This is a genomic window from Microbacterium longlingense, from assembly GCF_058349825.2.
The window spans coordinates 241,162-259,847 of the sequence record NZ_JBYRJA020000003.1; the positions used below are offsets into that span (position 1 = coordinate 241,162).

Annotated in this window: 16 protein-coding genes; 13 read left to right on the forward strand and 3 right to left on the reverse strand. The window is 70.5% G+C overall.

Going from position 1 to position 18,686, the window contains the following annotated elements:
• The first annotated feature begins 53 nt into the window (after positions 1 to 53).
• On the forward strand, positions 54 to 1,463 hold the full coding sequence (locus AC3RXY_RS06405; protein ID WP_491510062.1) for an aldehyde dehydrogenase family protein: 1,410 nt from the start codon (positions 54 to 56) through the stop codon (positions 1,461 to 1,463).
• A 62-nt stretch (positions 1,464 to 1,525) separates the two neighbouring features.
• On the opposite strand, the gene AC3RXY_RS06410 is transcribed toward AC3RXY_RS06405, so the two are convergent.
• Complete coding sequence (locus AC3RXY_RS06410; protein WP_491510063.1) at positions 1,526 to 2,908, reverse strand: MFS transporter; 1,383 nt, start codon at positions 2,906 to 2,908, stop codon at positions 1,526 to 1,528.
• Positions 2,909 to 3,016: 108 nt separating this feature from the next.
• Between AC3RXY_RS06410 and AC3RXY_RS06415 the strand changes: the two genes are divergently transcribed.
• The 7 genes from AC3RXY_RS06415 (at position 3,017) to AC3RXY_RS06445 (ending at position 11,551) form a co-directional block, all read left to right on the forward strand.
• The gene (locus tag AC3RXY_RS06415) at positions 3,017 to 4,528 is read left to right on the forward strand and encodes a fumarylacetoacetate hydrolase family protein (RefSeq protein WP_491510064.1); all 1,512 of its coding nucleotides are present in this window, start codon (positions 3,017 to 3,019) and stop codon (positions 4,526 to 4,528) included.
• On the forward strand, positions 4,525 to 5,238 hold the full coding sequence (locus tag AC3RXY_RS06420; RefSeq protein WP_491510065.1) for a GntR family transcriptional regulator: 714 nt from the start codon (positions 4,525 to 4,527) through the stop codon (positions 5,236 to 5,238). Before AC3RXY_RS06415 ends, AC3RXY_RS06420 begins: the two co-directional genes overlap by 4 nt.
• Before the next feature lie 20 nt (positions 5,239 to 5,258).
• A complete protein-coding gene (gene hpaE, locus AC3RXY_RS06425; protein ID WP_491510066.1) occupies positions 5,259 to 6,776 on the forward strand; it encodes a 5-carboxymethyl-2-hydroxymuconate semialdehyde dehydrogenase in 1,518 nt (505 codons plus the stop codon).
• Positions 6,777 to 6,833: 57 nt separating this feature from the next.
• Complete coding sequence (gene hpaD / locus AC3RXY_RS06430) at positions 6,834 to 7,994, forward strand: 3,4-dihydroxyphenylacetate 2,3-dioxygenase (protein ID WP_491510067.1); 1,161 nt, start codon at positions 6,834 to 6,836, stop codon at positions 7,992 to 7,994.
• Between the two features lie 112 nt (positions 7,995 to 8,106).
• A complete protein-coding gene (gene hpaH, locus AC3RXY_RS06435; protein WP_491510068.1) occupies positions 8,107 to 8,892 on the forward strand; it encodes a 2-oxo-hept-4-ene-1,7-dioate hydratase in 786 nt (261 codons plus the stop codon).
• The gene (locus tag AC3RXY_RS06440; RefSeq protein WP_491510069.1) at positions 8,877 to 9,677 is read left to right on the forward strand and encodes an aldolase/citrate lyase family protein; all 801 of its coding nucleotides are present in this window, start codon (positions 8,877 to 8,879) and stop codon (positions 9,675 to 9,677) included. Before hpaH ends, AC3RXY_RS06440 begins: the two co-directional genes overlap by 16 nt.
• A gap of 224 nt (positions 9,678 to 9,901) precedes the next feature.
• On the forward strand, positions 9,902 to 11,551 hold the full coding sequence (locus AC3RXY_RS06445) for a thiamine pyrophosphate-binding protein (RefSeq protein WP_491510070.1): 1,650 nt from the start codon (positions 9,902 to 9,904) through the stop codon (positions 11,549 to 11,551).
• Positions 11,552 to 11,578: 27 nt separating this feature from the next.
• On the opposite strand, the gene AC3RXY_RS06450 is transcribed toward AC3RXY_RS06445, so the two are convergent.
• Positions 11,579 to 12,337, reverse strand: coding sequence for a helix-turn-helix domain-containing protein (locus AC3RXY_RS06450; RefSeq protein WP_491510071.1), 759 nt, complete (start codon positions 12,335 to 12,337; stop codon positions 11,579 to 11,581).
• 168 nt (positions 12,338 to 12,505) lie between these two features.
• Here AC3RXY_RS06450 and AC3RXY_RS06455 point away from each other — a divergent pair, with 168 nt between their 5' ends.
• From AC3RXY_RS06455 to AC3RXY_RS06475, 5 genes are read left to right on the forward strand one after another with little or no spacing between them, the layout of a single operon-like run.
• Entirely contained in the window at positions 12,506 to 13,606 is a 1,101-nt protein-coding gene (locus AC3RXY_RS06455; RefSeq protein ID WP_491510072.1) for an ABC transporter substrate-binding protein, read from the forward strand.
• Between the two features lie 2 nt (positions 13,607 to 13,608).
• Complete coding sequence (locus tag AC3RXY_RS06460) at positions 13,609 to 14,655, forward strand: FecCD family ABC transporter permease (RefSeq protein WP_491510073.1); 1,047 nt, start codon at positions 13,609 to 13,611, stop codon at positions 14,653 to 14,655.
• Positions 14,652 to 15,725: a FecCD family ABC transporter permease gene (locus AC3RXY_RS06465; RefSeq protein ID WP_491510074.1), complete on the forward strand. Its 1,074-nt coding sequence runs from the start codon at positions 14,652 to 14,654 to the stop codon at positions 15,723 to 15,725. The genes AC3RXY_RS06460 and AC3RXY_RS06465 overlap by 4 nt, the downstream gene beginning before the upstream one ends.
• Complete coding sequence (locus tag AC3RXY_RS06470) at positions 15,722 to 16,549, forward strand: ABC transporter ATP-binding protein (protein ID WP_491510075.1); 828 nt, start codon at positions 15,722 to 15,724, stop codon at positions 16,547 to 16,549. The genes AC3RXY_RS06465 and AC3RXY_RS06470 overlap by 4 nt, the downstream gene beginning before the upstream one ends.
• Positions 16,546 to 17,847, forward strand: coding sequence for an enterochelin esterase domain-containing protein (locus AC3RXY_RS06475; protein WP_491510076.1), 1,302 nt, complete (start codon positions 16,546 to 16,548; stop codon positions 17,845 to 17,847). Before AC3RXY_RS06470 ends, AC3RXY_RS06475 begins: the two co-directional genes overlap by 4 nt.
• Here AC3RXY_RS06475 and AC3RXY_RS06480 read toward each other — a convergent pair.
• Entirely contained in the window at positions 17,816 to 18,673 is an 858-nt protein-coding gene (locus AC3RXY_RS06480; protein ID WP_491510077.1) for an alpha/beta fold hydrolase, read from the reverse strand. The genes AC3RXY_RS06475 and AC3RXY_RS06480 overlap by 32 nt on opposite strands.
• Positions 18,674 to 18,686 lie beyond the last annotated feature (13 nt).

The window sequence follows — 18,686 nt, forward strand, 5'->3', positions numbered from 1 at the left end:
TGCGAGCACCACGCCCCCGCACCGTGAACCGACACCCCACCAGGAGGACAGCCATGGAAACGTATCAGAGCCTGATCGCCGCGATCGCCCCGCAGGACGGACCCGTGCGGGAGGTGTTCGACCCTGCGACCGGCGAGCTGATCGCCACCGTCCCCGTGCACGACGAGCAGCGACTGCGGAACGCGGTCGACCGGGCCGCTGCTGCACAGCGCAGCTGGGCCGCCCTCCCCGACGAGGAGCGCTGCCGCGTCCTGAACCGCGTGGCCGATGCGATCGAGCGATCCGCGGAGGCCCTCGCGCAGGTTCTGTCGCGTGAGCAGGGCAAGCCGCTGAACGGCCCGAACGCCCGCTTCGAGGTGGGCGCGTGCGCCGCCTGGCTGCGCGCCACGGCCGCCACCGCGCTGCCCGCCGAGGTCGTCGTCGATGACGGCACGGACTACGCAGAGCTGCACTACCGTCCGGTCGGCCTGGTCGCCGCCATCACACCGTGGAACTGGCCCATGATGATCGCGGTGTGGCAGATCGCGCCCGCGCTGCGGATGGGCAACGCGGTGGTCTCCAAGCCCTCCGAGTACACCACGCTGTCCGGGCTGGCACTGGCCGCCGTGATGCAGCAGGAGCTGCCGGAGGGCGTGCTGGAGGTCGTCACGGGGAGCGGAGAGATGGGCGCCGCGATCGTCGCGGAGCCGGCCTTCGGAAAGATCATGTTCACCGGATCGACCGCGACCGGCAGCAAGATCATCGAAGGCTCCGCGGGGAACATCACCCGCCTGACCCTCGAGCTCGGCGGCAACGACCCCGGCATCGTGCTGCCCGACGTCGACCCCGCCGCGATCGCCCAGGATCTGTTCTGGGGCGCGTTCATCAACACCGGCCAGACGTGCGCCGCCCTCAAGCGTCTCTACGTGCACGATGACGTCTACGACGCCGTCGTCGAGGCCCTCGCCGAGGTCGCTGCCGCGATGCCGATGGGCGTCGGACTCGACGAGGACAACGTGCTGGGGCCGCTGCAGAACCGTATGCAGTTCGACGTGGTCGACCGGCTGGTCGAGGCCGCGAAGGCATCGGGGGCACGCATCGTGCTCGGCGGCGAGCCCGACCGCGACGCGCCGGGATTCTTCTACCCGACGACGCTCGTCGCCGACATCGACCCGGAGGCCGCCCTGGTCGTGGAGGAGCAGTTCGGTCCGGCGCTGCCCATCATCCGCTACAGCGACGTTGAGCAGGCGATCGAGATGGCCAATGCGCTGGACGTCGGCCTCGGCGCCTCCGTGTGGTCGGCGGACCGCGATCGCGCCCGCGAGATCGCGGCGCGGGTGCAGTCCGGCACCGTGTGGATCAACTCGCACGGTGGCGTGCACCCGTTCGTGCCGTTCGGCGGGGTGAAGAGGTCCGGCTACGGGCTGGAGTTCGGCGTGGAGGGCCTCAAGGCGGTCTCGGTGCCGCAGGTGATCAACGGCTGAGCATGCGCCAGCAGACGACGCAGGGGCCGGTCCGTCTGGACCGGCCCCTGCGGGAACAGCGACTATGCCTTGGCGAGGCCGTAGATCGGGCTCTTGGCCTGCTCTTCCTCGTGGTCGGGTCCGAGCGGGATGCCGCTGCGGTCGCGCAGCAGCAGGGTCGCGATCAGTCCGAGCATGGTCATGCCGGCGAGGTACCAGGTGACGCCGCTCGTGGACCCGGTGGCCTGGACGATCGCCTGCGCGATCGTCGGAGCGAAAGCGCCACCCAGGATGGCGCCGATCGCGTAGGAGATCGACACCCCGGAGAACCGGATGGATGCCGGGAACAGCTCCGAGTAGAGCGCCGCCTGGGGCCCGTAGGTGAAGCCGAGGCCCACGGTGAGCACGACGAGGCCGAGCGTGAGCAGGGCCAGGCTGCCGGTGTTGACGAGCGGGAACAGCAGGAAGACACCGCCGAGCTGGAAGATCCACCCCAGCAGATAGGTGTTCCGGCGGCCGATCTTGTCGGACAGCCATCCGGCGATCCAGGTGAAGATCAGCCAGGTCGCTCCGGAGATCGTCACGGCGCCGAGCACGTCGGCCGTCGCGAGTCCCACCGCGCCGTTGGGGTCGGTCGCGTAGCGCTGGACATAGCCGCCGGTGGTCATGTACCCGACCGCGTTGTTGCCGGCGAACACCAGGGCGGCGATCACCACCAGGAGAGCGTGCTTGCGGAACAGCTGCACGATCGGCATGCGGGTCTGCTCCTTGCGCTCGGCGAGCTCGGTGAACACCGGGCTCTCCTCGACGCGGCGGCGGACGTAGTAGCCGATCAGGATCAGCACCACGGAGAGCAGGAACGGGATGCGCCAGCCCCACGTCATGAACCACTCCTGACCGGGCAGTGCGACGAGCGCCATGACCGCCGACGCGAGGAGAAGACCCAGCGGCACGCCGATCTGCGGCGAAGCGCCGAACAGGCCGCGCTTGCTCTTGGGGGCGTGTTCGACGGCCATCAGCACGGCACCGCCCCATTCGCCTCCCGCGGAGATCCCCTGGAGCACCCGCAGCAGGATCAGCAGCACCGGAGCCGCCATGCCGATCGCGGCATAGGTGGGGAGCAGCCCGACCAGCGTGGTCGAGATACCCATCAGCATCAGCGTGAGCATCAGCACCAGGCGCCGGCCGTACTTGTCGCCCAGGTGACCGGCGAGGAAAGCACCGAGCGGACGGAACAGGAAGCTGATGCCGACGGTGATGAACGACAGGATCTGCGCGAAGCCCTCCCCCGCCGGAGCGAAGAACAGCGTGGCGAAGACCAGGCCAGCGGCCTGCGCGTAGATGAAGAAGTCGTACCACTCCACGGTGGTGCCGACGACGGTGGCGAAGACCACGCGGCGCCGATCCGTCCGTGCTGCGATCGTGCCGGTCGGCGTGAAGGCCTCCGGCGCTGGGGTTGTGTTCATCGTCGTTGACTCCCGGTCTGTGACGTCCTTGTCAGTGAGCACGAGGCGCTTGCCTCGCTGCGACAGATCATATACGATTTCAGATACGACGCAAGAGCGAGGGAGCTCATGAAGATTCAGCCGGAAGACACCGACGCCCGTTTCGCCGCCCTCCCCTGCCGGCCGGGCAAGATCATCGCCGTGCACCTCAGCTATGCATCCCGGGCGGAACAGCGCGGGCGCCGCCCCGCCGCACCGTCCTACTTCTTCAAGGCCTCCAGCTCGGTGGCCGCCTCCGGCGAGGCCATCGCCCGCCCGGACGGCACCGAACTGCTCGCCTTCGAGGGTGAGATCGCCCTCGTCATCGGCACACCGGCCCACCGCGTGCCTCTCGACCGCGCGTGGGAGCACGTCGGCTGGATCACAGCGTCCAACGACCTCGGGCTCTACGACCTGCGCGCCAACGACAAGGGCTCCAACGTCCGGTCCAAGAGCGGCGACGGCTTCACTCCCCTCGGTCCGGCCCTGATCGATGCCAGGACGGTCGATCCCGCCGCCCTGCGCGTGCGGTCCTGGGTCAACGGCGACCTCGTCCAGGACGACACCACCGCCGGACTGATCTTCCCGCTCGCGCAGTTCGTCGCCGACCTCTCACAGCACTTCACGCTGGAGCGCGGCGACATCATCCTCACCGGCACGCCAGCGGGCTCCTCGGTGATCGTGCCGGGCGACGTGGTCGAGATCGAAGTGGACTCCCCCGCGACCGGCGCGAGCAGCGGCCGGCTGGTGACCCCCGTGGTGGCGGCCGACGCCGGCGGATACGATCCGGCCATCGGCTCTCTGCCCGCCGTGGACGACACGCAGCGCACCGAGGCCTGGGGATCCAGAGATGCGGCGGGCCTGCCCGCCGAGACCGGCACCGGTGCGGGCGTGGACGACGCCCCTGCCCTCAGCCCCGAGCTGCGGGCCAAGCTCGAGCAGACCCCGGTCGCCGGGCTCTCGCAGCAGCTGCGCAAGCGGGGACTGAACAACGTCACCGTCGACGGCGTCCGGCCGCTCCACCCCGAGGCGAAGCTCGTCGGCGTCGCCACGACGCTGCGCTTCGTGCCGGGCCGGGAGGATCTGTTCGCCAGCCACGGCGGCGGATACAACGCACAGAAACGGGCGTTCGACGCGGTGCGCGCCGGAGAGGTCATCGTGATCGAGGCCCGCGGGGAGTCCGGCTCCGGCACGCTCGGTGACATCCTGGCCATCCGCGCCCACGCGCAGGGAGCCGCCGGCATCGTCACCGACGGCGGCGTGCGGGATGCCGACGCCGTGACGGCCGTCGGCATCCCGGTCTACACCGCCGGAGCGCACCCGGCCGTGCTCGGACGCAAGCACGTCCCGTGGGACGTCGACGTCGCCGTGGCCTGCGGCGGCACGACCGTGCTGCCGGGAGACGTGATCGTCGGCGACGCGGACGGTGTCATCGTGATCCCCCCGGCCCTGGCCGAGGAGGTCGCGGACGCGGCCCTGCGCCAGGAAGAGGAAGACGCGTGGATCGCCGCGCGCGTCGCAGAGGGCCACCCGGTCGACGGCCTGTTCCCCATGAACGCACAGTGGCGTGCCCGCTACGACGAATGGCAGGCGACACGGTGACCGAGACACGGACAGCGCAGACCTCCGCCGTGCCCGCGCGCACCACGAGCAAGTCGCAGCGCGCCTATCGCTGGATCAAGGAGCACATCGCCGCCGGGCAGTACACCCCCGGGTACCGGCTGGTGCTGAGCACGATCGCCGCAGACCTCGATATGAGCGTCGTGCCGGTACGCGAGGCGATCCGGCAGCTCGAGGCCGAAGGGCTGGTGACGTTCGAGCGCAACGTCGGCGCCCACGTCTCCATGGTCGATGACTCGCAGTACCGCTTCAGCATGCAGGCGCTGTCCCTGCTGGAAGGCGCCGCAACGGCGCTCGCTGCCCGCGCGCTGACGGTCGACGATCTGCGCCGCGCGCGCGACATCAACGCGCTCATGATCGAGACCCTCGACCACTTCGACCCGCGCGCCTTCACGTCGCTGAACCAGGAGTTCCACGGCATTCTGTTCGGCCGGTGCGCCAACCCGCGCATGCTCGAACTCGTCGAGGCGGAGTGGGCCAGGCTCGGCAATCTGCGCGAGTCCACCTTCAGCTTCGTGCCGGGGCGCGCGCAGGAGTCGGTGCAGGAGCACGAGAACATCGTGCTCCTCATCGAACGCGGCGCCCCGCTCGCCGAGATCGAGAAGGCCGCACGTCGTCACCGCGCCGCCACCCTCGACGCCTACATGATCCACGAGCACCCCGACGAGGTGCTCGGACTGCCCGCGTTCTGACCTACCGCTAAGGAGTCCGCATGCCCGACACCACCCCCGCCCTGGACAGCCGGCACGTCCCGGCTGATCTGCCGGACCGTATCCGCCACTACATCGACGGCGCGTTCGTCGACTCCGTCGACGGAGACACCTTCGACGTGATCGAACCCGTCTCCAACGAGGTGTACGTGCAGGCCGCCGCGGGCAAGAAGGCCGATATCGATCGCGCCGTCGCCGCAGCGCGGCGCGCCTTCACCGAGGGCCCCTGGCCCCGGATGCTGCCCCGCGAACGCTCTCGTGTCCTGCACCGCATCGCCGACATCGTCGAGTCGCGCGACCAGCGTCTGGCGGAGCTGGAGTCCTTCGACTCGGGCCTGCCGATCACGCAGGCCCTCGGTCAGGCTCGCCGGGCCGCCGAGAACTTCCGCTTCTTCGCCGACCTGATCGTGGCCCAGGCCGACGACACCTTCAAGGTTCCCGGCCGCCAGATCAACTACGTCAACCGCAAGCCGATCGGCGTCGCTGGCCTGATCACGCCGTGGAACACGCCCTTCATGCTCGAGTCGTGGAAGCTCGGCCCGGCCCTGGCCACCGGCAACACCGTCGTGCTCAAGCCCGCAGAGTTCACCCCGCTCTCGGCCTCACTGTGGGCCGGTATCTTCGAGGAGGCCGGGCTCCCCCGCGGCGTCTTCAACCTCGTCAACGGATTGGGCGAGGACGCCGGCGACGCCCTCGTGAAGCACCCCGACGTGCCGCTGATCTCCTTCACCGGCGAGAGCCGCACCGGGCAGATCATCTTCGGCAACGCCGCGCCGTACCTCAAGGGGCTCTCGATGGAGCTCGGGGGCAAGAGCCCGGCGATCGTGTTCGCCGACGCCGATCTGGAGCAGGCCGTCGACGCGACGATCTTCGGCGTGTTCTCGCTCAACGGCGAGCGCTGCACGGCGGGCAGCCGCATCCTGGTGCAGCGGGAGATCTACGACGAGTTCGTGGAGCGCTACGCGGCGCAGGCGCAGCGCGTCCGGGTGGGTTACCCGCACGACCCCGCGACCGAGGTGGGCGCGCTGGTTCACCCGGAGCACTTCGACAAGGTGATGAGCTACATCGAGATCGGCAAGAGCGAGGGCCGTCTCCTGGCCGGCGGCGGCCAGCCGGAGGGATTCGCGTTCGGCAACTTCGTCGCCCCGACCGTGTTCGCCGACGTCGCACCGGACGCGCGCATCTTCCAGGAGGAGATCTTCGGACCCGTGGTCGCGATCACGCCCTTCGACACCGACGAGGAGGCGCTCGCCCTGGCCAACAACACGCGCTACGGCCTGGCGGCCTATGTGTGGACGAACGACCTCAAGCGCGCGCACAACTTCGCCCAGTCGGTCGAGGCGGGGATGGTGTGGCTGAACTCCAACAACGTGCGCGACCTGCGCACGCCGTTCGGCGGTGTCAAGGCGTCCGGTCTCGGTCACGAGGGCGGCTACCGCTCGATCGACTTCTACACCGACCAGCAGGCCGTGCACATCACCCTCGGAGAGGTGCACAACCCGACCTTCGGCAAGGCCTAGCCGGGGTCCCGGCACGCCCCGGATCCCCGACAAGCACACACAAGCAAGGACGCTGACATGACCAATCTGCACGACCGCACCCTCACCTCCTCGGGCTTCTACGTCTCCCGCGAAGCCCCGATCCACACCGACAACCCGGTGCAGACGCCCGCGGCGCCCGCACCGGACATCCTGCGCTGCGCATACATGGAGCTGGTGGTGACCGACCTGAAGCGCTCACGCGACTTCTACGTCGACGTGCTCGGGCTCACCGTGACCGCCGAGGAGGACGGAGTGGTCTACCTCCGTTCGCTGGAGGAGTTCATCCACCACAACCTCGTCCTGCGCGAGGGCCCCGTCGCGGCCGTCGCGGCGTTCTCCTACCGGGTGCGCACGCCGGAGGACCTCGACCGCGCGGTGGCGTTCTACGAAGAGCTCGGCTGCGAGGTGCGCCGCAACCCGGAGGGCTTCACCGCGGGCATCGGCGACTCCGTCCGCGTGGTCGACCCGCTGGGTTTCCCGTACGAGTTCTTCCACGAGGTCGAGCACGTCGAGCGGCTCGCCTGGCGCTACGACCTGTACACCCCTGGTGCGCTGGTGCGCCTGGACCACTTCAACCAGGTGACGCCGGACGTGCCCCGCGCGACCAAGTTCATGCAGGACCTCGGCTTCCGGGTGACCGAGGACATCCAGGACGACGAGGGCACCGTCTACGCGGCCTGGATGCGCCGCAAGCCGACCGTGCACGACACGGCCATGACCGGCGGCGACGGACCGCGGATGCACCACGTGGCCTTCTCGACCCACGAGAAGCACAACATCCTGGCGATCTGCGACAAGCTCGGCGCCCTGCGCATGTCCGATCGCATCGAGCGCGGTCCCGGCCGCCACGGCGTGTCCAACGCGTTCTACCTCTACCTGCGCGACCCCGACGGACACCGCGTCGAGATCTACACGCAGGACTACTACACCGGCGATCCGGACAACCCGGTCGTCACGTGGGACGTGCACGACAACCAGCGCCGCGACTGGTGGGGCACGCCCGTCGTGCCCAGCTGGTACACCGAGGCCTCGCTCGTGCTCGACCTCGACGGCAACCCGCAGCCTGTCGTGGCGCGCACCGATGACTCCGAGATGGCCGTCACCATCGGCGCAGACGGGTTCAGCTACACCCGCACCGACGACGAGGAGATGCCGGAGTGGAAGCAGGGCGAGTACAAGCTCGGCCACCAGCTGTGACCGGTGTCCGGTCCGGGGCAGCCACGCGCCCTGGGCCGGACCCGCAGCCACCCGCACGGGTGGCAGGCTGACGACGTGGCAGACCCGCCGAAGCACCCAGGAGAGGAAGAGGATGCTGGATTCCGAGACGATCACCGCGATCGCCGATGAGCTCGCGCAGGCCGAGCGCACCCGCGGGGTGATCCCGCGCATCACGGCCCGCTACCCGGATGCCACCGTGGAGGACTCCTACGCGATCCAGGGCCGATGGCGCGACGCCCAGGTGCGGGCCGGACGCCGCCTGGTCGGACGCAAGATCGGCCTCACGTCGAAGGCGATGCAGCAGGCAACGGGCATCAGCGAACCGGACTACGGCGTGATGTTCGATGACACCGTCTGGGAGAACGGCGCCGTCATCCCCCATGACTCCTTCTCGAACGTGCGCATCGAGGTGGAGCTCGCGTTCGTGCTGAACCGGGCGCTCGAAGGCCCGGCGTGCTCGCTCTTCGACGTGCTGCGCGCGACCGAGTACGTCACACCGGCGCTGGAGATCCTGAACTCCCACATCGAGATGGAGGGTCGCACGATCGTCGACACGATCAGCGACAACGCCGCATACGGCGGCATGGTGCTGGGTGGCGTCCCGATGCGCCCCGACCAGATCGACCTGCGCTGGGTTTCCGCGCTGCTCTACCGCAATGAGACGATCGAGGAGACCGGTGTCGCGGCCGGGGTGCTCAATCACCCGGCGACCGGGGTCGCCTGGCTCGCGAACAAGATGCACCAGCACGGCGACCGGCTGGAAGCCGGTGAGATAATCCTCGCCGGGTCGTTCACGCGCCCGATGTGGGTCTCGCGCGGCGACGCCGTGCTGTGCGACTACGGACCGATGGGAACCATCACATGTCGATTCGTCTGATGCCGACGTTCCGGGCAGACCTGTCCGATGCCGAGCGTCCGCTGGCGGGCATGTGGGTGTGCTCCGGGTCTCCGCTGGTCGCCGAGATCTGCGCCGGTGCCGGCCTGGACTGGCTGCTCATCGACATGGAGCACTCGCCGAACGGCCTGGCTGCTGTGCTCATGCAGCTGCAGGCGGTCGCCGCCTATCCGGTGACACCGGTGGTGCGCGTGCCCGGCCATGACGCCGTCGCCATCAAGCAGGTGCTCGACCTCGGCGCCCAGAACCTCCTGGTGCCGATGGTGTCCACGGCCGACGAGGCGCGTGCCGCCGTCGCAGCGGTCCGGTATCCGCCGGGCGGGGTGCGCGGGGTGGGGTCGGCGCTGGCGCGCTCTGCGCGCTGGAATCGCGTGGACGACTACCTGACCGCGGCGGACGAGCATGTGAGCCTGTTCGTGCAGATCGAGACGGCCGCGGGAGTGGCTGCGGCCGCTGAGATCGCTGCGGTCGACGGTGTCGACGGCGTGTTCGTCGGCCCCAGCGACCTCGCCGCCTCGATGGGGCTCATCGGCCAGCAGACCCACCCGGATGTCGTCTCGGCCGTGCTGCGCGCCTTCTCCGCGGTGGGCGACGCCGGCAAGCCCGTGGGGGTCAACGCATTCGATCCAGGGGCGGCGCAGTCCTATCTCGACGCCGGGGCGTCCTTCGTCCTCGTCGGCGCGGACGTGGCACTGCTGGCCCGCGGGTCAGAGGCACTCGCGGATCGATGGGTGGGCGCCGAGGCCGCCGAGCGCACGTCGTACTGAACGGCAGCACGACACGAAACCCGCCGCGTCCCGTGATCGTATACGATCACTGGACGCGGCGGGTTTCGGTGCCCTAGACTCGTGCCGTCCGGCGGTGGAGACAACCCGCCGGTGCTCGAAAAATGGGCACGCAGCCGTCCCGGCACCGCACCAGCATGCGGAGCGGGGGTCCGGGCGCGCGAGACACATACGGCATCCGCTCCCCTGTCTCGAAAGGCTCACCCATGCCGACCGTCTCCGCGCACGTCGCTGCCACCCTCGCCCGCCACGTCGACCACGTCTTCGGCGTGATGGGCAACGGCAACGCCTACTTCCTCGACGCCCTCGAACGCGACACCCCGGCACGCTTCACCGCGGTGCGGCACGAGGCCGGCGGCGTCGTCGCCGCCGATGCGCACTACCGCGCATCCGGCCGGCTCGCCGCGGCTACAGCGACCTATGGCGCCGGCTTCACCAACACCCTCACCGCGCTGGCCGAGGCCGTCCAGGCACGCGTGCCGCTGGTGCTCGTCGTCGGAGACGAGCCGACGTCCGGACCGCGCCCCTGGGACGTCGACCAGATCGCGATGGCCGCCGCCGTGGGAGCCCGCACCTATACGGTCGGGCGCACCGACGCCGCGGCGACCACCGTGATCGCTGTGGAGCATGCGCTGACCTACCGGGTGCCGGCTGTGCTGGCCATCCCCTACGACGTCGCCACCCGGGAGGCGGGTCCCGTCCCCGCCGCGCCGGATCCGGTGCTGCCGGGCCCGGTCGACCCCTCCCCGTTCGCACGGGCGGCGATCGCGGACCTCGCACGACTGCTCGCCCACGCAGACCGCCCCGTCCTGATCGCCGGTCGCGGGGCCTGGATCGCGGATGCCGGGGCTGCGCTGGGCCGGCTCGCCGACGCAACAGGAGCCCTGACGGCGAGCACGGCGCTCGGACGCGGTATCTTCCCCCGCCCGGAGTACGACCTCGGCGTCACCGGCGGTTTCGGGGCAGACGGGGCGATGGCGGCGATCCGCGACGCCGACGTCGCGGTGGTCTTCGGCGCTTCGCTCAACCAGTTCACGATGCGCTTCGGAGAGCTGTTCGCTCCGGAGACGCGGGTGGTGCAGGTCGACACCGCCCCCGCGGCCACTCACCCGCATGTGGGCGGATACATCCGGGGCGACGCTGCCGTGGTCGCGGCAGCGCTGGTGGCAGAGCTCGACGCCCGCGGAGCGACCCCCTCTGGCTGGCGGGACCGCGTCGACCTCGCCGCGCTGCGCACCCGGGAGCCGGGTGAGACACGCTGCACGGACGGCCGACTGGACCCGCGTGCGGTCGCGGTGCGGATCGGCGAGCTGCTCCCCGATGACCGCGTGGTGGTCTCCGACGGCGGCCACTTCATCGGCTGGGCGAACATGTACTGGCCGGTGGCCTCGCCGGACCGGATGATCATGGTCGGCACCGCCTTCCAGTCCATCGGGCTCGGCTTCCCGTCGGTGCCCGGCGCCGCCCTGGCACGCCCGGCGTCGACGATCGTGCTGAGCACCGGCGACGGCGGAGGCCTGATGGCTCTCGCCGACCTGGAGTCGGCGGTGCGCGTGGCGGGCGGCCGCGGGCTGACCGTCGTCTGGAACGACGGGGCCTACGGCGCGGAGGTCAACCTGTACGGGCTCAAGGGGCTCGCGACCGGGCCGATGCTCATCCCCGATGTCGACTTCGCCGGTCTCGCCCGCTCGGTGGGAGCCGATGGGGTCGTGGTGCGAGATCTGGCCGACCTCGAGGCACTCGCGGACTGGGCGGCGCAGCCGGAGGATGAACGACCGTTCCTCCTGCTCGACTGCCGGATCTCGAGCTCGGTGATCGCGCCCTATCAGCAGGAGATCATCCGCGTGAACTCGTGACAGACCGCGGCGGCCGCCGCTCGGCGCTCAGCGGGTCGGCAGCCGGTACCGCCGGCCGTACTCGGCGGGCGGAAGTCCGTAGTGCGTCTTGAACGCCCGGCGGAACGCGGACACACTGCGGTAGCCGACACGGCCGGCGATGGCGCCCAGGCCCTGGTCCGCGCGCAGCAGCGCGGCGGCGACCTCCATCCTGCGCTGCCCGCGCCACTCGCGCAGCGTCATGCCGGTCTCCGCGAGGAACGCCCGTTCGATCGTCCGGCATGACACATGGTGCGCCGTCGCGAGCTCGGTCACCGAGCGGTCCTCCTCCGGGTGATCCCGCAGGAGGATCGCGATCGCGCGGGCGCTCTCCGAGACCGGCATCGGCAGGCCGGTCTCGGGCACGGTGCGCTCGTACAGCATGCGCAGCACCCGGCGTTCCACGTCGACCTCTGGTCGGATGATCGACGTCTGAGCCTGCTGCAGCGCCAGCAGAGCGGTGCGCAGCTCTGCGTCGACGGCGATCCAGGTGGGCGTGCGCAATGCACCCGGCGCGGGCGACGGCTCGAACAGCGCCGGGAGGATCACCGATTCGGCGTGGACCAGGAGGCTGTGTCGCACGCCGGCGGGTATCCACAGCGCATGCCCCGCGACAAGCCGGCCCGGCACGCCGTCGAGCACGCACTCCGATGTTCCGCGCGCTTGCCAGAGCAGCACGCCCCGGGTCGGGTGCGCGCGCTCCGGAACGGACACCGCGGGGATCCCCATCGCCGTATCGCCGGCGTTCCGTGTCTCGATGTTCGGCATCGACGCTCCCTCCGGGTTTTGCGGCGAACCGAAACCCTGTCGTATCGAGCGCCCAGGATGTCGCGATCTGCACCCCTTCTGAGGATACCCTCACCTAATCTCGGACGCTGGCGCCCGATGCCGGGCCCCGTCCGGGTCGCGCCCGGCGTTCACTCCGAAGGAATCCCCATGATCAGCAACACCCGAGCGCGCGCCGCATCCGTGAGCGCCATCGTGCTCGCCGGCGTCCTCGCCCTCACGTCCTGCGGCTCGAGCACACCGTCATCGGAGGCCACCCCGGCCTCCTCCGCTGCGACGACAGCCGACGGCACATCGGCGCTCGTCCCGGCCGCTGAGGAGAAGACGGCGTACCCGCTCACCCTCGACAGCCCCTGGGGCGAGACGGAGCTCATCGAGCGCCCGCTGCGGATCGCAGCGATCACCCCATCCCAGGACGACACGGAGATCCTGGCGGCACTCGGGGTGACACCCGTGATCGCGAGCGAATGGGCGACCGACGTCTGGGTCGAGAACGCGCTCACCACGCCCATCCCCGGGCGATTCAGCACCGGCGACAGCCAGTTCCCGATCGAGCAGATCGCCAAGGCAGACCCCGACCTGATCATCACCCTCGGGGCAGACCTCGGCGACGTCTACGACAAGCTCTCGTCGGTCGCACCCATTCTGAGCACCGCCCAGAAGGGCGGCAGCGAGGCGACCGTGGCCAACGACTGGGCTGCGAACATCCTGCGTATCGGCGAGGCACTGGACCTGCAGGACGCCGCGCAGCAGGTGCTCGACGACGAGGAGGCGTTCTTCTCCGACTTCCGCGCCGAGCACCCGGAGTTCACCGGGTTGACGACCGCCTACCTGGTCTACTACGGCCCGGAGGGCGGGCTGCAATACCACTCCTCACCGGACGGCCCCTCCACCGGCGTGTTCGAGCGGATGGGCTTCGCGCCCAACCCGAGCGCGGCGCAGTTCGCCTACCGCCAGGAGATCAGCGAGGAGCTCCTGTCCACGCTTCAGGCCGACGTGATCCTGTTCAGCGACAACTCCGACGGCAACTACGCGCAGATCACCGAGCAGCCACTGTTCCAGAAGCTGCCGGCCGTGCAGAACGACCGCCTGGTGCTGATCGACAACCGGGCGGCGGAGAACGAGTTCATCATCGACGGCGTGACCTACCCTGGCAACGTTCCGTGGGCGCTCGCGCGCAGCGGACCGCTCTCGGCGACCTGGGCCGCCGAGCAGATCGCCCCGGCCCTGTCGGCCGCGGCTCAGCACTGACGATGGCGGCGAGCCCGACAGCGCCGGTGTCCGCCCCGGCTGCACCCGCACCGGGGCTGTATACGCGACGCGCCGTCGGGCTCGCCGTGCTCGGCGCGTCGCTCGTGGCCGCCGTCGCGCTGAGCCTCTCGATCGGCGCGAACCCGCTCCCCCTCGACGACGTCTGGCGAGGGCTCATGCACCCGGACGGCTCGGAGGCGGCGATCATCGTCTGGACGAAACGCATCCCCCGGACCATCGTGGGCATCGCGGTGGGGATGGCCCTGGGGGTCGCCGGGGCGCTGATCCAGGCTCTGACACGCAATCCTCTCGCAGACCCCGGCATCCTCGGCGTGAACGCCGGAGCGGGCTTCGCGGTGACCATAGCGGTGGGCGTGTTCGGCCTGACCGGCATCACCGGGTACGTCTGGTTCTCGTTCCTCGGGGCCGCCGCCGCGACCGTCCTGGTCTATCTCATCGGGGCGGCGGGGCGCAGCCTCTCACCGGTCACGATGGTGCTCGCCGGCGTCGCGCTCGGAGCCGTGCTGCGCGGGATCGCGACGTTCGTGACGCTCCTGGACCCCGAGACCTTCCGCGCCGTGCACATCTGGGGCGCCGGATCGATCGCTCGCACCGGCCTCGACGACACCCTCGCCGTGCTGCCGTTCCTGATCGTCGGCCTCGCCCTCGCGCTCGCCCTCTCCGGATCGCTCAACGCGATGGCGCTGGGAGACGACCTGGCCATGTCGTTGGGCACCCGGGTGATCCGCACCCGCGTGCTCGGCCTCATCGCCGTGACACTGCTCGCGGGCGGTGCGACAGCGCTCACCGGAGGAATCGGCTTCATCGGTCTCATGGTGCCCCACATCGTCCGCTGGTTCGTCGGGCCGGATCAGCGCTGGATCCTCGCGTGCACGGCCGTCGCCGCACCGGTGCTGCTCCTCGTGGCCGATGTGGTCGGGCGCGTGATCGCCCGTCCCGGCGAGATGGAGGCCGGAATCGTCACAGCTGTCATCGGGGCGCCGGTCCTGATCGCGCTGGTGCGCCGACGCCGAGCGAGCGCCCTGTGAGCGCCCCCGGACTCGACTTCGGCTACCGCGCCTTCCAGGTGCGGAACCGCCTGCTGTCCGCCCGGATGGGCGGGCGTCTCGCTCTGGTCTCCGCAGGGCTGGGCGTGCTGGCGATCGCGATGGCCGCCGGCACCATCTTCCTCGGCGACTACCCGCTCACCGTCGGCGACGTGATCGATGCCCTTCTCGGGCGCGCCGATGACTTCACCCTGCGCGTCGTGCGGGAGTGGCGGATGCCGATCGTGGTCGCTGCGGTCGTGTTCGGCGCGCTCCTCGGCGTCGGCGGGGCGATCTTCCAGTCGCTCACACGCAACCCGCTCGGCTCACCCGACGTGATCGGCTTCGACGCCGGCTCCTACACTGCGGTCGTCGTGGCCATGCTCGTGATCGGATCTCAGCAGCACTGGCTGATCGCGCTGGCCGCGATCGCCGGGGGCCTGGCCACCGCGATCGCGGTGTATCTGCTCGCCTACCGCAACGGCGTTCAGGGGTTCCGGCTGATCATCGTCGGAATCGCTGTCTCGGCGATGCTCGGCTCGATCAACACGTACCTCATCACGCGCGCCGACATCGACGACGCGATGCAGGTGGGATTCTGGGGAGCGGGCTCCCTGGTGCGCGTCTCGTGGGCGAACCTGACCCCCGCGCTCATCCTGGCCGCGGTGATCGCCGTCTCCTGCGCCGTGCTCTCGCCCGCGCTGCGGGCCCTGGAACTCGGCGACGATGCGGCATCCACCCAGGGCGTCCGGGTCGGAGCGGCTCGGCTGGCGCTGCTGACCACCGGCGTCGCCACCACGGCGCTGGTGACCGCGGCGGCCGGTCCCATCGGCTTCGTCGCACTCGTCGCGCCGCAGCTGGCCAGGCGGGTCACGCGCACTCCGGGCGTGAGCGTGCTCTCCGCCGCTGCGATGGGCGCCGTGCTGCTCAGCGGCGCCCACCTGATCTCGCAGATCATCTCGGTGCTGTACCGACCGATCCCGGTCGGTCTGCTCACCATCTGCGTGGGCGGCATCTATCTCATCTGGCTCCTCATCCGCGAGGCGCGCATCCAGGCAGGAACAGGACGATGACCACACCCTCCTCCCCCCAGCGCTCGACGCCGCCCCGGCTCATCGTCCAGGACGCGACGATCGGCTACGAACGGCGCACCATCTCCACCGATCTCTCCCTCGACATCCCCGACGGCTCGTTCACCGCGATCATCGGCCCGAACGGGTGCGGGAAGTCGACGCTCCTGCGCGCGCTCGCCCGTGTGCTCACGCCGTCGGCGGGACGGATCGCCCTCGATGGCGCGGCTCTCGCGGACCTGCGACCCAAGGACCTCGCCCGGGAGCTCGGGCTGCTCCCGCAGAGCTCGATCGCCCCCGACGGCATCCGCGTCGCGGACCTCGTCTCGCGCGGGCGCAACCCGCACCAGTCGCTGTTCCAGCGCTGGCAGACGTCCGACGAGGACGCTGTACGCGACGCCCTGGCGGCGACACGGCTCACCGGGCTGTCCGGGAGCCTCGTCGACGAGCTCTCGGGCGGGCAACGCCAGCGCGTGTGGGTGGCGATGCTCCTGGCGCAGGAGACCCCGATCATGCTGCTGGACGAACCGACGACCTTCCTCGACATCGCCCACCAGTACGAGCTCATGGAGTTGCTGCGCGGTTTGAACGAGCAGGGCAAGACGATCGTCGCCGTGCTGCACGACCTCACCCAGGCCGCACGGTACGCCTCGCACCTGATCGTGATGAAGGACGGCGCGGTCGCGGCCGTCGGCCCTCCGGAAGACGTGCTCACGGCCGAGCGGATCGACGAGGTGTTCGGCCTCCGCTCCGTTGTCATTCCGGATCCGGTCACCGGCACGCCCCTCGTGCTGCCGCTGGACCCGCGCGCCGAGGCGGCGGGATGAGCAGGGCCGGCGCACCGCACGACGATGATCTGCCGTTCTGGCCCGACCGGCACGGCCGGCGTCATCGTGAGCGCCCGATCAGCGCCCACGCCGCGGAACCGCCGATGATCCGGGTGGCCGCCGCGCTGGAGCTGTCCTGGGGCGATGTCGCCGCGCGACCCGCCCTCGTCCGCGCCGCGCTCGCGCGCCCCAACCCCGCGATCGAACCGGACCGGATGGATCCGACCATGGCGGTGTGGACGTGGGTGGTCGACGCGCCGGACGCGACGGCGGTGCTGCTGTGGACCAACCCCGTGTTCGACCACGCGCACCCGGCGACCGCCGAGCTGCGACACCTGGACGGATCCGATCTGTGGACGATCGCCCTCCGTCTGCCGGCCGCGCTGCGGATGTCCTACCGTGTCGGCATCTGGCGGGGTGCGCAGACGCCGCCGTGGCGGTGTGCGACGGGACGGCGGGACGTGCTGCTCGCGGCTCGCGCCGCGAGCGATGCCGATCCGCGAGGCTCAGAGTGGTTCGTCGATTCTCGTGGCGAGCGCTCCTCCGTCGGTGCGGGGCCGGACGCTCCCCCGCAGCCCTGGCCCCGGCCGACAGCGACCCAGGCTGCGGCCGCTGCGGTCCGCACGACCGTGCTCGCGCTGCCGGGCGGGCAGCCGGCGTGGGTGTTCGCCCCGCGCGATCCGCGAGGATCGACACCGCTGCTGGTGCTGTTCGACGGCCGGGTGTGGGTCGAGATGGGCCTGCCGGCGATCTTGGAGGCCGCGATCGATGCCGGGGTTCTCCCGCCTGTCCATCTCGCGATGCTCGACCTGGCCGATGGAGAGCGACGCTGGGATTGCCTCGGGGTACCCGGCGGGCAGGTGGATGTGCTGCTCGATGATCTCCTGCCGCGGGTCCGAGCGCAGTGGCCGGTCATCCGCACCGGGGATGGCACGATCGTCTCCGGACAGAGTCTCGGCGGGATCGCCTCACTGTGGGCGCTGGCGCTCGGCGCGGGAGAGGTGGGGCATGTGATCGCGCAGTCGCCCTCGCTGTGGCGCTTCGACATCGCGGAGGCACTGCTGCGTGCTCCGGAGTGGGGGTCGATCACGCTCCAGGCGGGCACGTTCGAGGACGACATGCTCGACGATGCGCGGCGTCTCCGCGCCCAGCTCGCGGCCGATCCGCGCTGCGGTGGGCGCCGGGTGGCCCTCCACGCCTTCGCGGCGGGCCACGATTGGGCCGTGTGGCGCGCCAACCTCGTGAACGCGCTCGCCGCGCTGACCCTCAGCCGAGAAACTCCCGCAGCGTCGCGTTGAACGGAGCGGGCTCGGTGAGGAACCCGGCGTGCACCGGCATCGTCGCGAAGCGTGCATGCGGGAGGTGGGCGCTCACCCAGCGGCGAGCGTCGTCGGCCCACTCCTCCTTCGCGAAGAACAGCAACGGCCGACCGGACCGGTCCCACGCGATCGCGGTCTCGGACAGGTCGGTTCCCAGCCCCTCTGCGCCGGTGATGATCGCGATGTGCTCGGGCGTGCGGGCGCCATCGGCGATGAGGCGCGCGGTCGCCGCGTCTGCGCCGGCGTGGTCCGGATCCACGCCGAGGGCGTCCGCGGCGATGAACGCGAGGAAGCCGCGCGGATCGGTCGACAGGAACTGCAGGTAGGCGGGCAGCCCCTCGTGGCTGAGCGCCGCTTCGCCCCACTCGTTCTGGTCGTCCGGGTCGAACGGCACCCGCGGCGGCTCGTCGATGAGGATGACGCGGGAGACGCGTTCGTCCTCGTCGTGCTGACGAAGGTAGGAGAGCACGTCGAGGACCCCGAACGACCATCCGGCGAGGGTGAGGTCGTGCAGATCGAGAGCGTCGATCACGGCGGCGAGGTCGCGGCCGCGCTGCGGATAGTTGTTGCCGGTGAGCGGCTTGCTGGATTCCCCGTGTCCGCGCGGGTCGATGGCGATGACCTCGTAGCTGTCGGAGAGCTCTGCGAACTGGTGCACGAAGACCTCGCCGGAGAAGCTCCAGCCGGGCACGAACAGCACCGGTGCGCCCGATCCCGCGCGCAACACACGTAGTTCGACCCCATCGGCAACGGGTACGAGCTGCGACGAGACGGATTCGGGCAACGGGGGAAAATCAGCGCTCATGTCCGAAGCATAT

What these genes read in the sequence shown, in the direction of transcription:
- AC3RXY_RS06405 (WP_491510062.1), top strand. Translation starts at nt 54, where the DNA reads ATGGAAACGTATCAGAGCCTGATCGCCGCGATCGCCCCGCAGGACGGA.
- AC3RXY_RS06410 (WP_491510063.1), bottom strand. Translation starts at nt 2,908, where the DNA reads ATGAACACAACCCCAGCGCCGGAGGCCTTCACGCCGACCGGCACGATC.
- AC3RXY_RS06415 (WP_491510064.1), top strand. Translation starts at nt 3,017, where the DNA reads ATGAAGATTCAGCCGGAAGACACCGACGCCCGTTTCGCCGCCCTCCCC.
- hpaE (WP_491510066.1), top strand. Translation starts at nt 5,259, where the DNA reads ATGCCCGACACCACCCCCGCCCTGGACAGCCGGCACGTCCCGGCTGAT.
- hpaD (WP_491510067.1), top strand. Translation starts at nt 6,834, where the DNA reads ATGACCAATCTGCACGACCGCACCCTCACCTCCTCGGGCTTCTACGTC.
- hpaH (WP_491510068.1), top strand. Translation starts at nt 8,107, where the DNA reads ATGCTGGATTCCGAGACGATCACCGCGATCGCCGATGAGCTCGCGCAG.
- AC3RXY_RS06440 (WP_491510069.1), top strand. Translation starts at nt 8,877, where the DNA reads ATGTCGATTCGTCTGATGCCGACGTTCCGGGCAGACCTGTCCGATGCC.
- AC3RXY_RS06445 (WP_491510070.1), top strand. Translation starts at nt 9,902, where the DNA reads ATGCCGACCGTCTCCGCGCACGTCGCTGCCACCCTCGCCCGCCACGTC.
- AC3RXY_RS06450 (WP_491510071.1), bottom strand. Translation starts at nt 12,337, where the DNA reads ATGCCGAACATCGAGACACGGAACGCCGGCGATACGGCGATGGGGATC.
- AC3RXY_RS06455 (WP_491510072.1), top strand. Translation starts at nt 12,506, where the DNA reads ATGATCAGCAACACCCGAGCGCGCGCCGCATCCGTGAGCGCCATCGTG.
- AC3RXY_RS06460 (WP_491510073.1), top strand. Translation starts at nt 13,609, where the DNA reads ATGGCGGCGAGCCCGACAGCGCCGGTGTCCGCCCCGGCTGCACCCGCA.
- AC3RXY_RS06470 (WP_491510075.1), top strand. Translation starts at nt 15,722, where the DNA reads ATGACCACACCCTCCTCCCCCCAGCGCTCGACGCCGCCCCGGCTCATC.
- AC3RXY_RS06475 (WP_491510076.1), top strand. Translation starts at nt 16,546, where the DNA reads ATGAGCAGGGCCGGCGCACCGCACGACGATGATCTGCCGTTCTGGCCC.
- AC3RXY_RS06480 (WP_491510077.1), bottom strand. Translation starts at nt 18,673, where the DNA reads ATGAGCGCTGATTTTCCCCCGTTGCCCGAATCCGTCTCGTCGCAGCTC.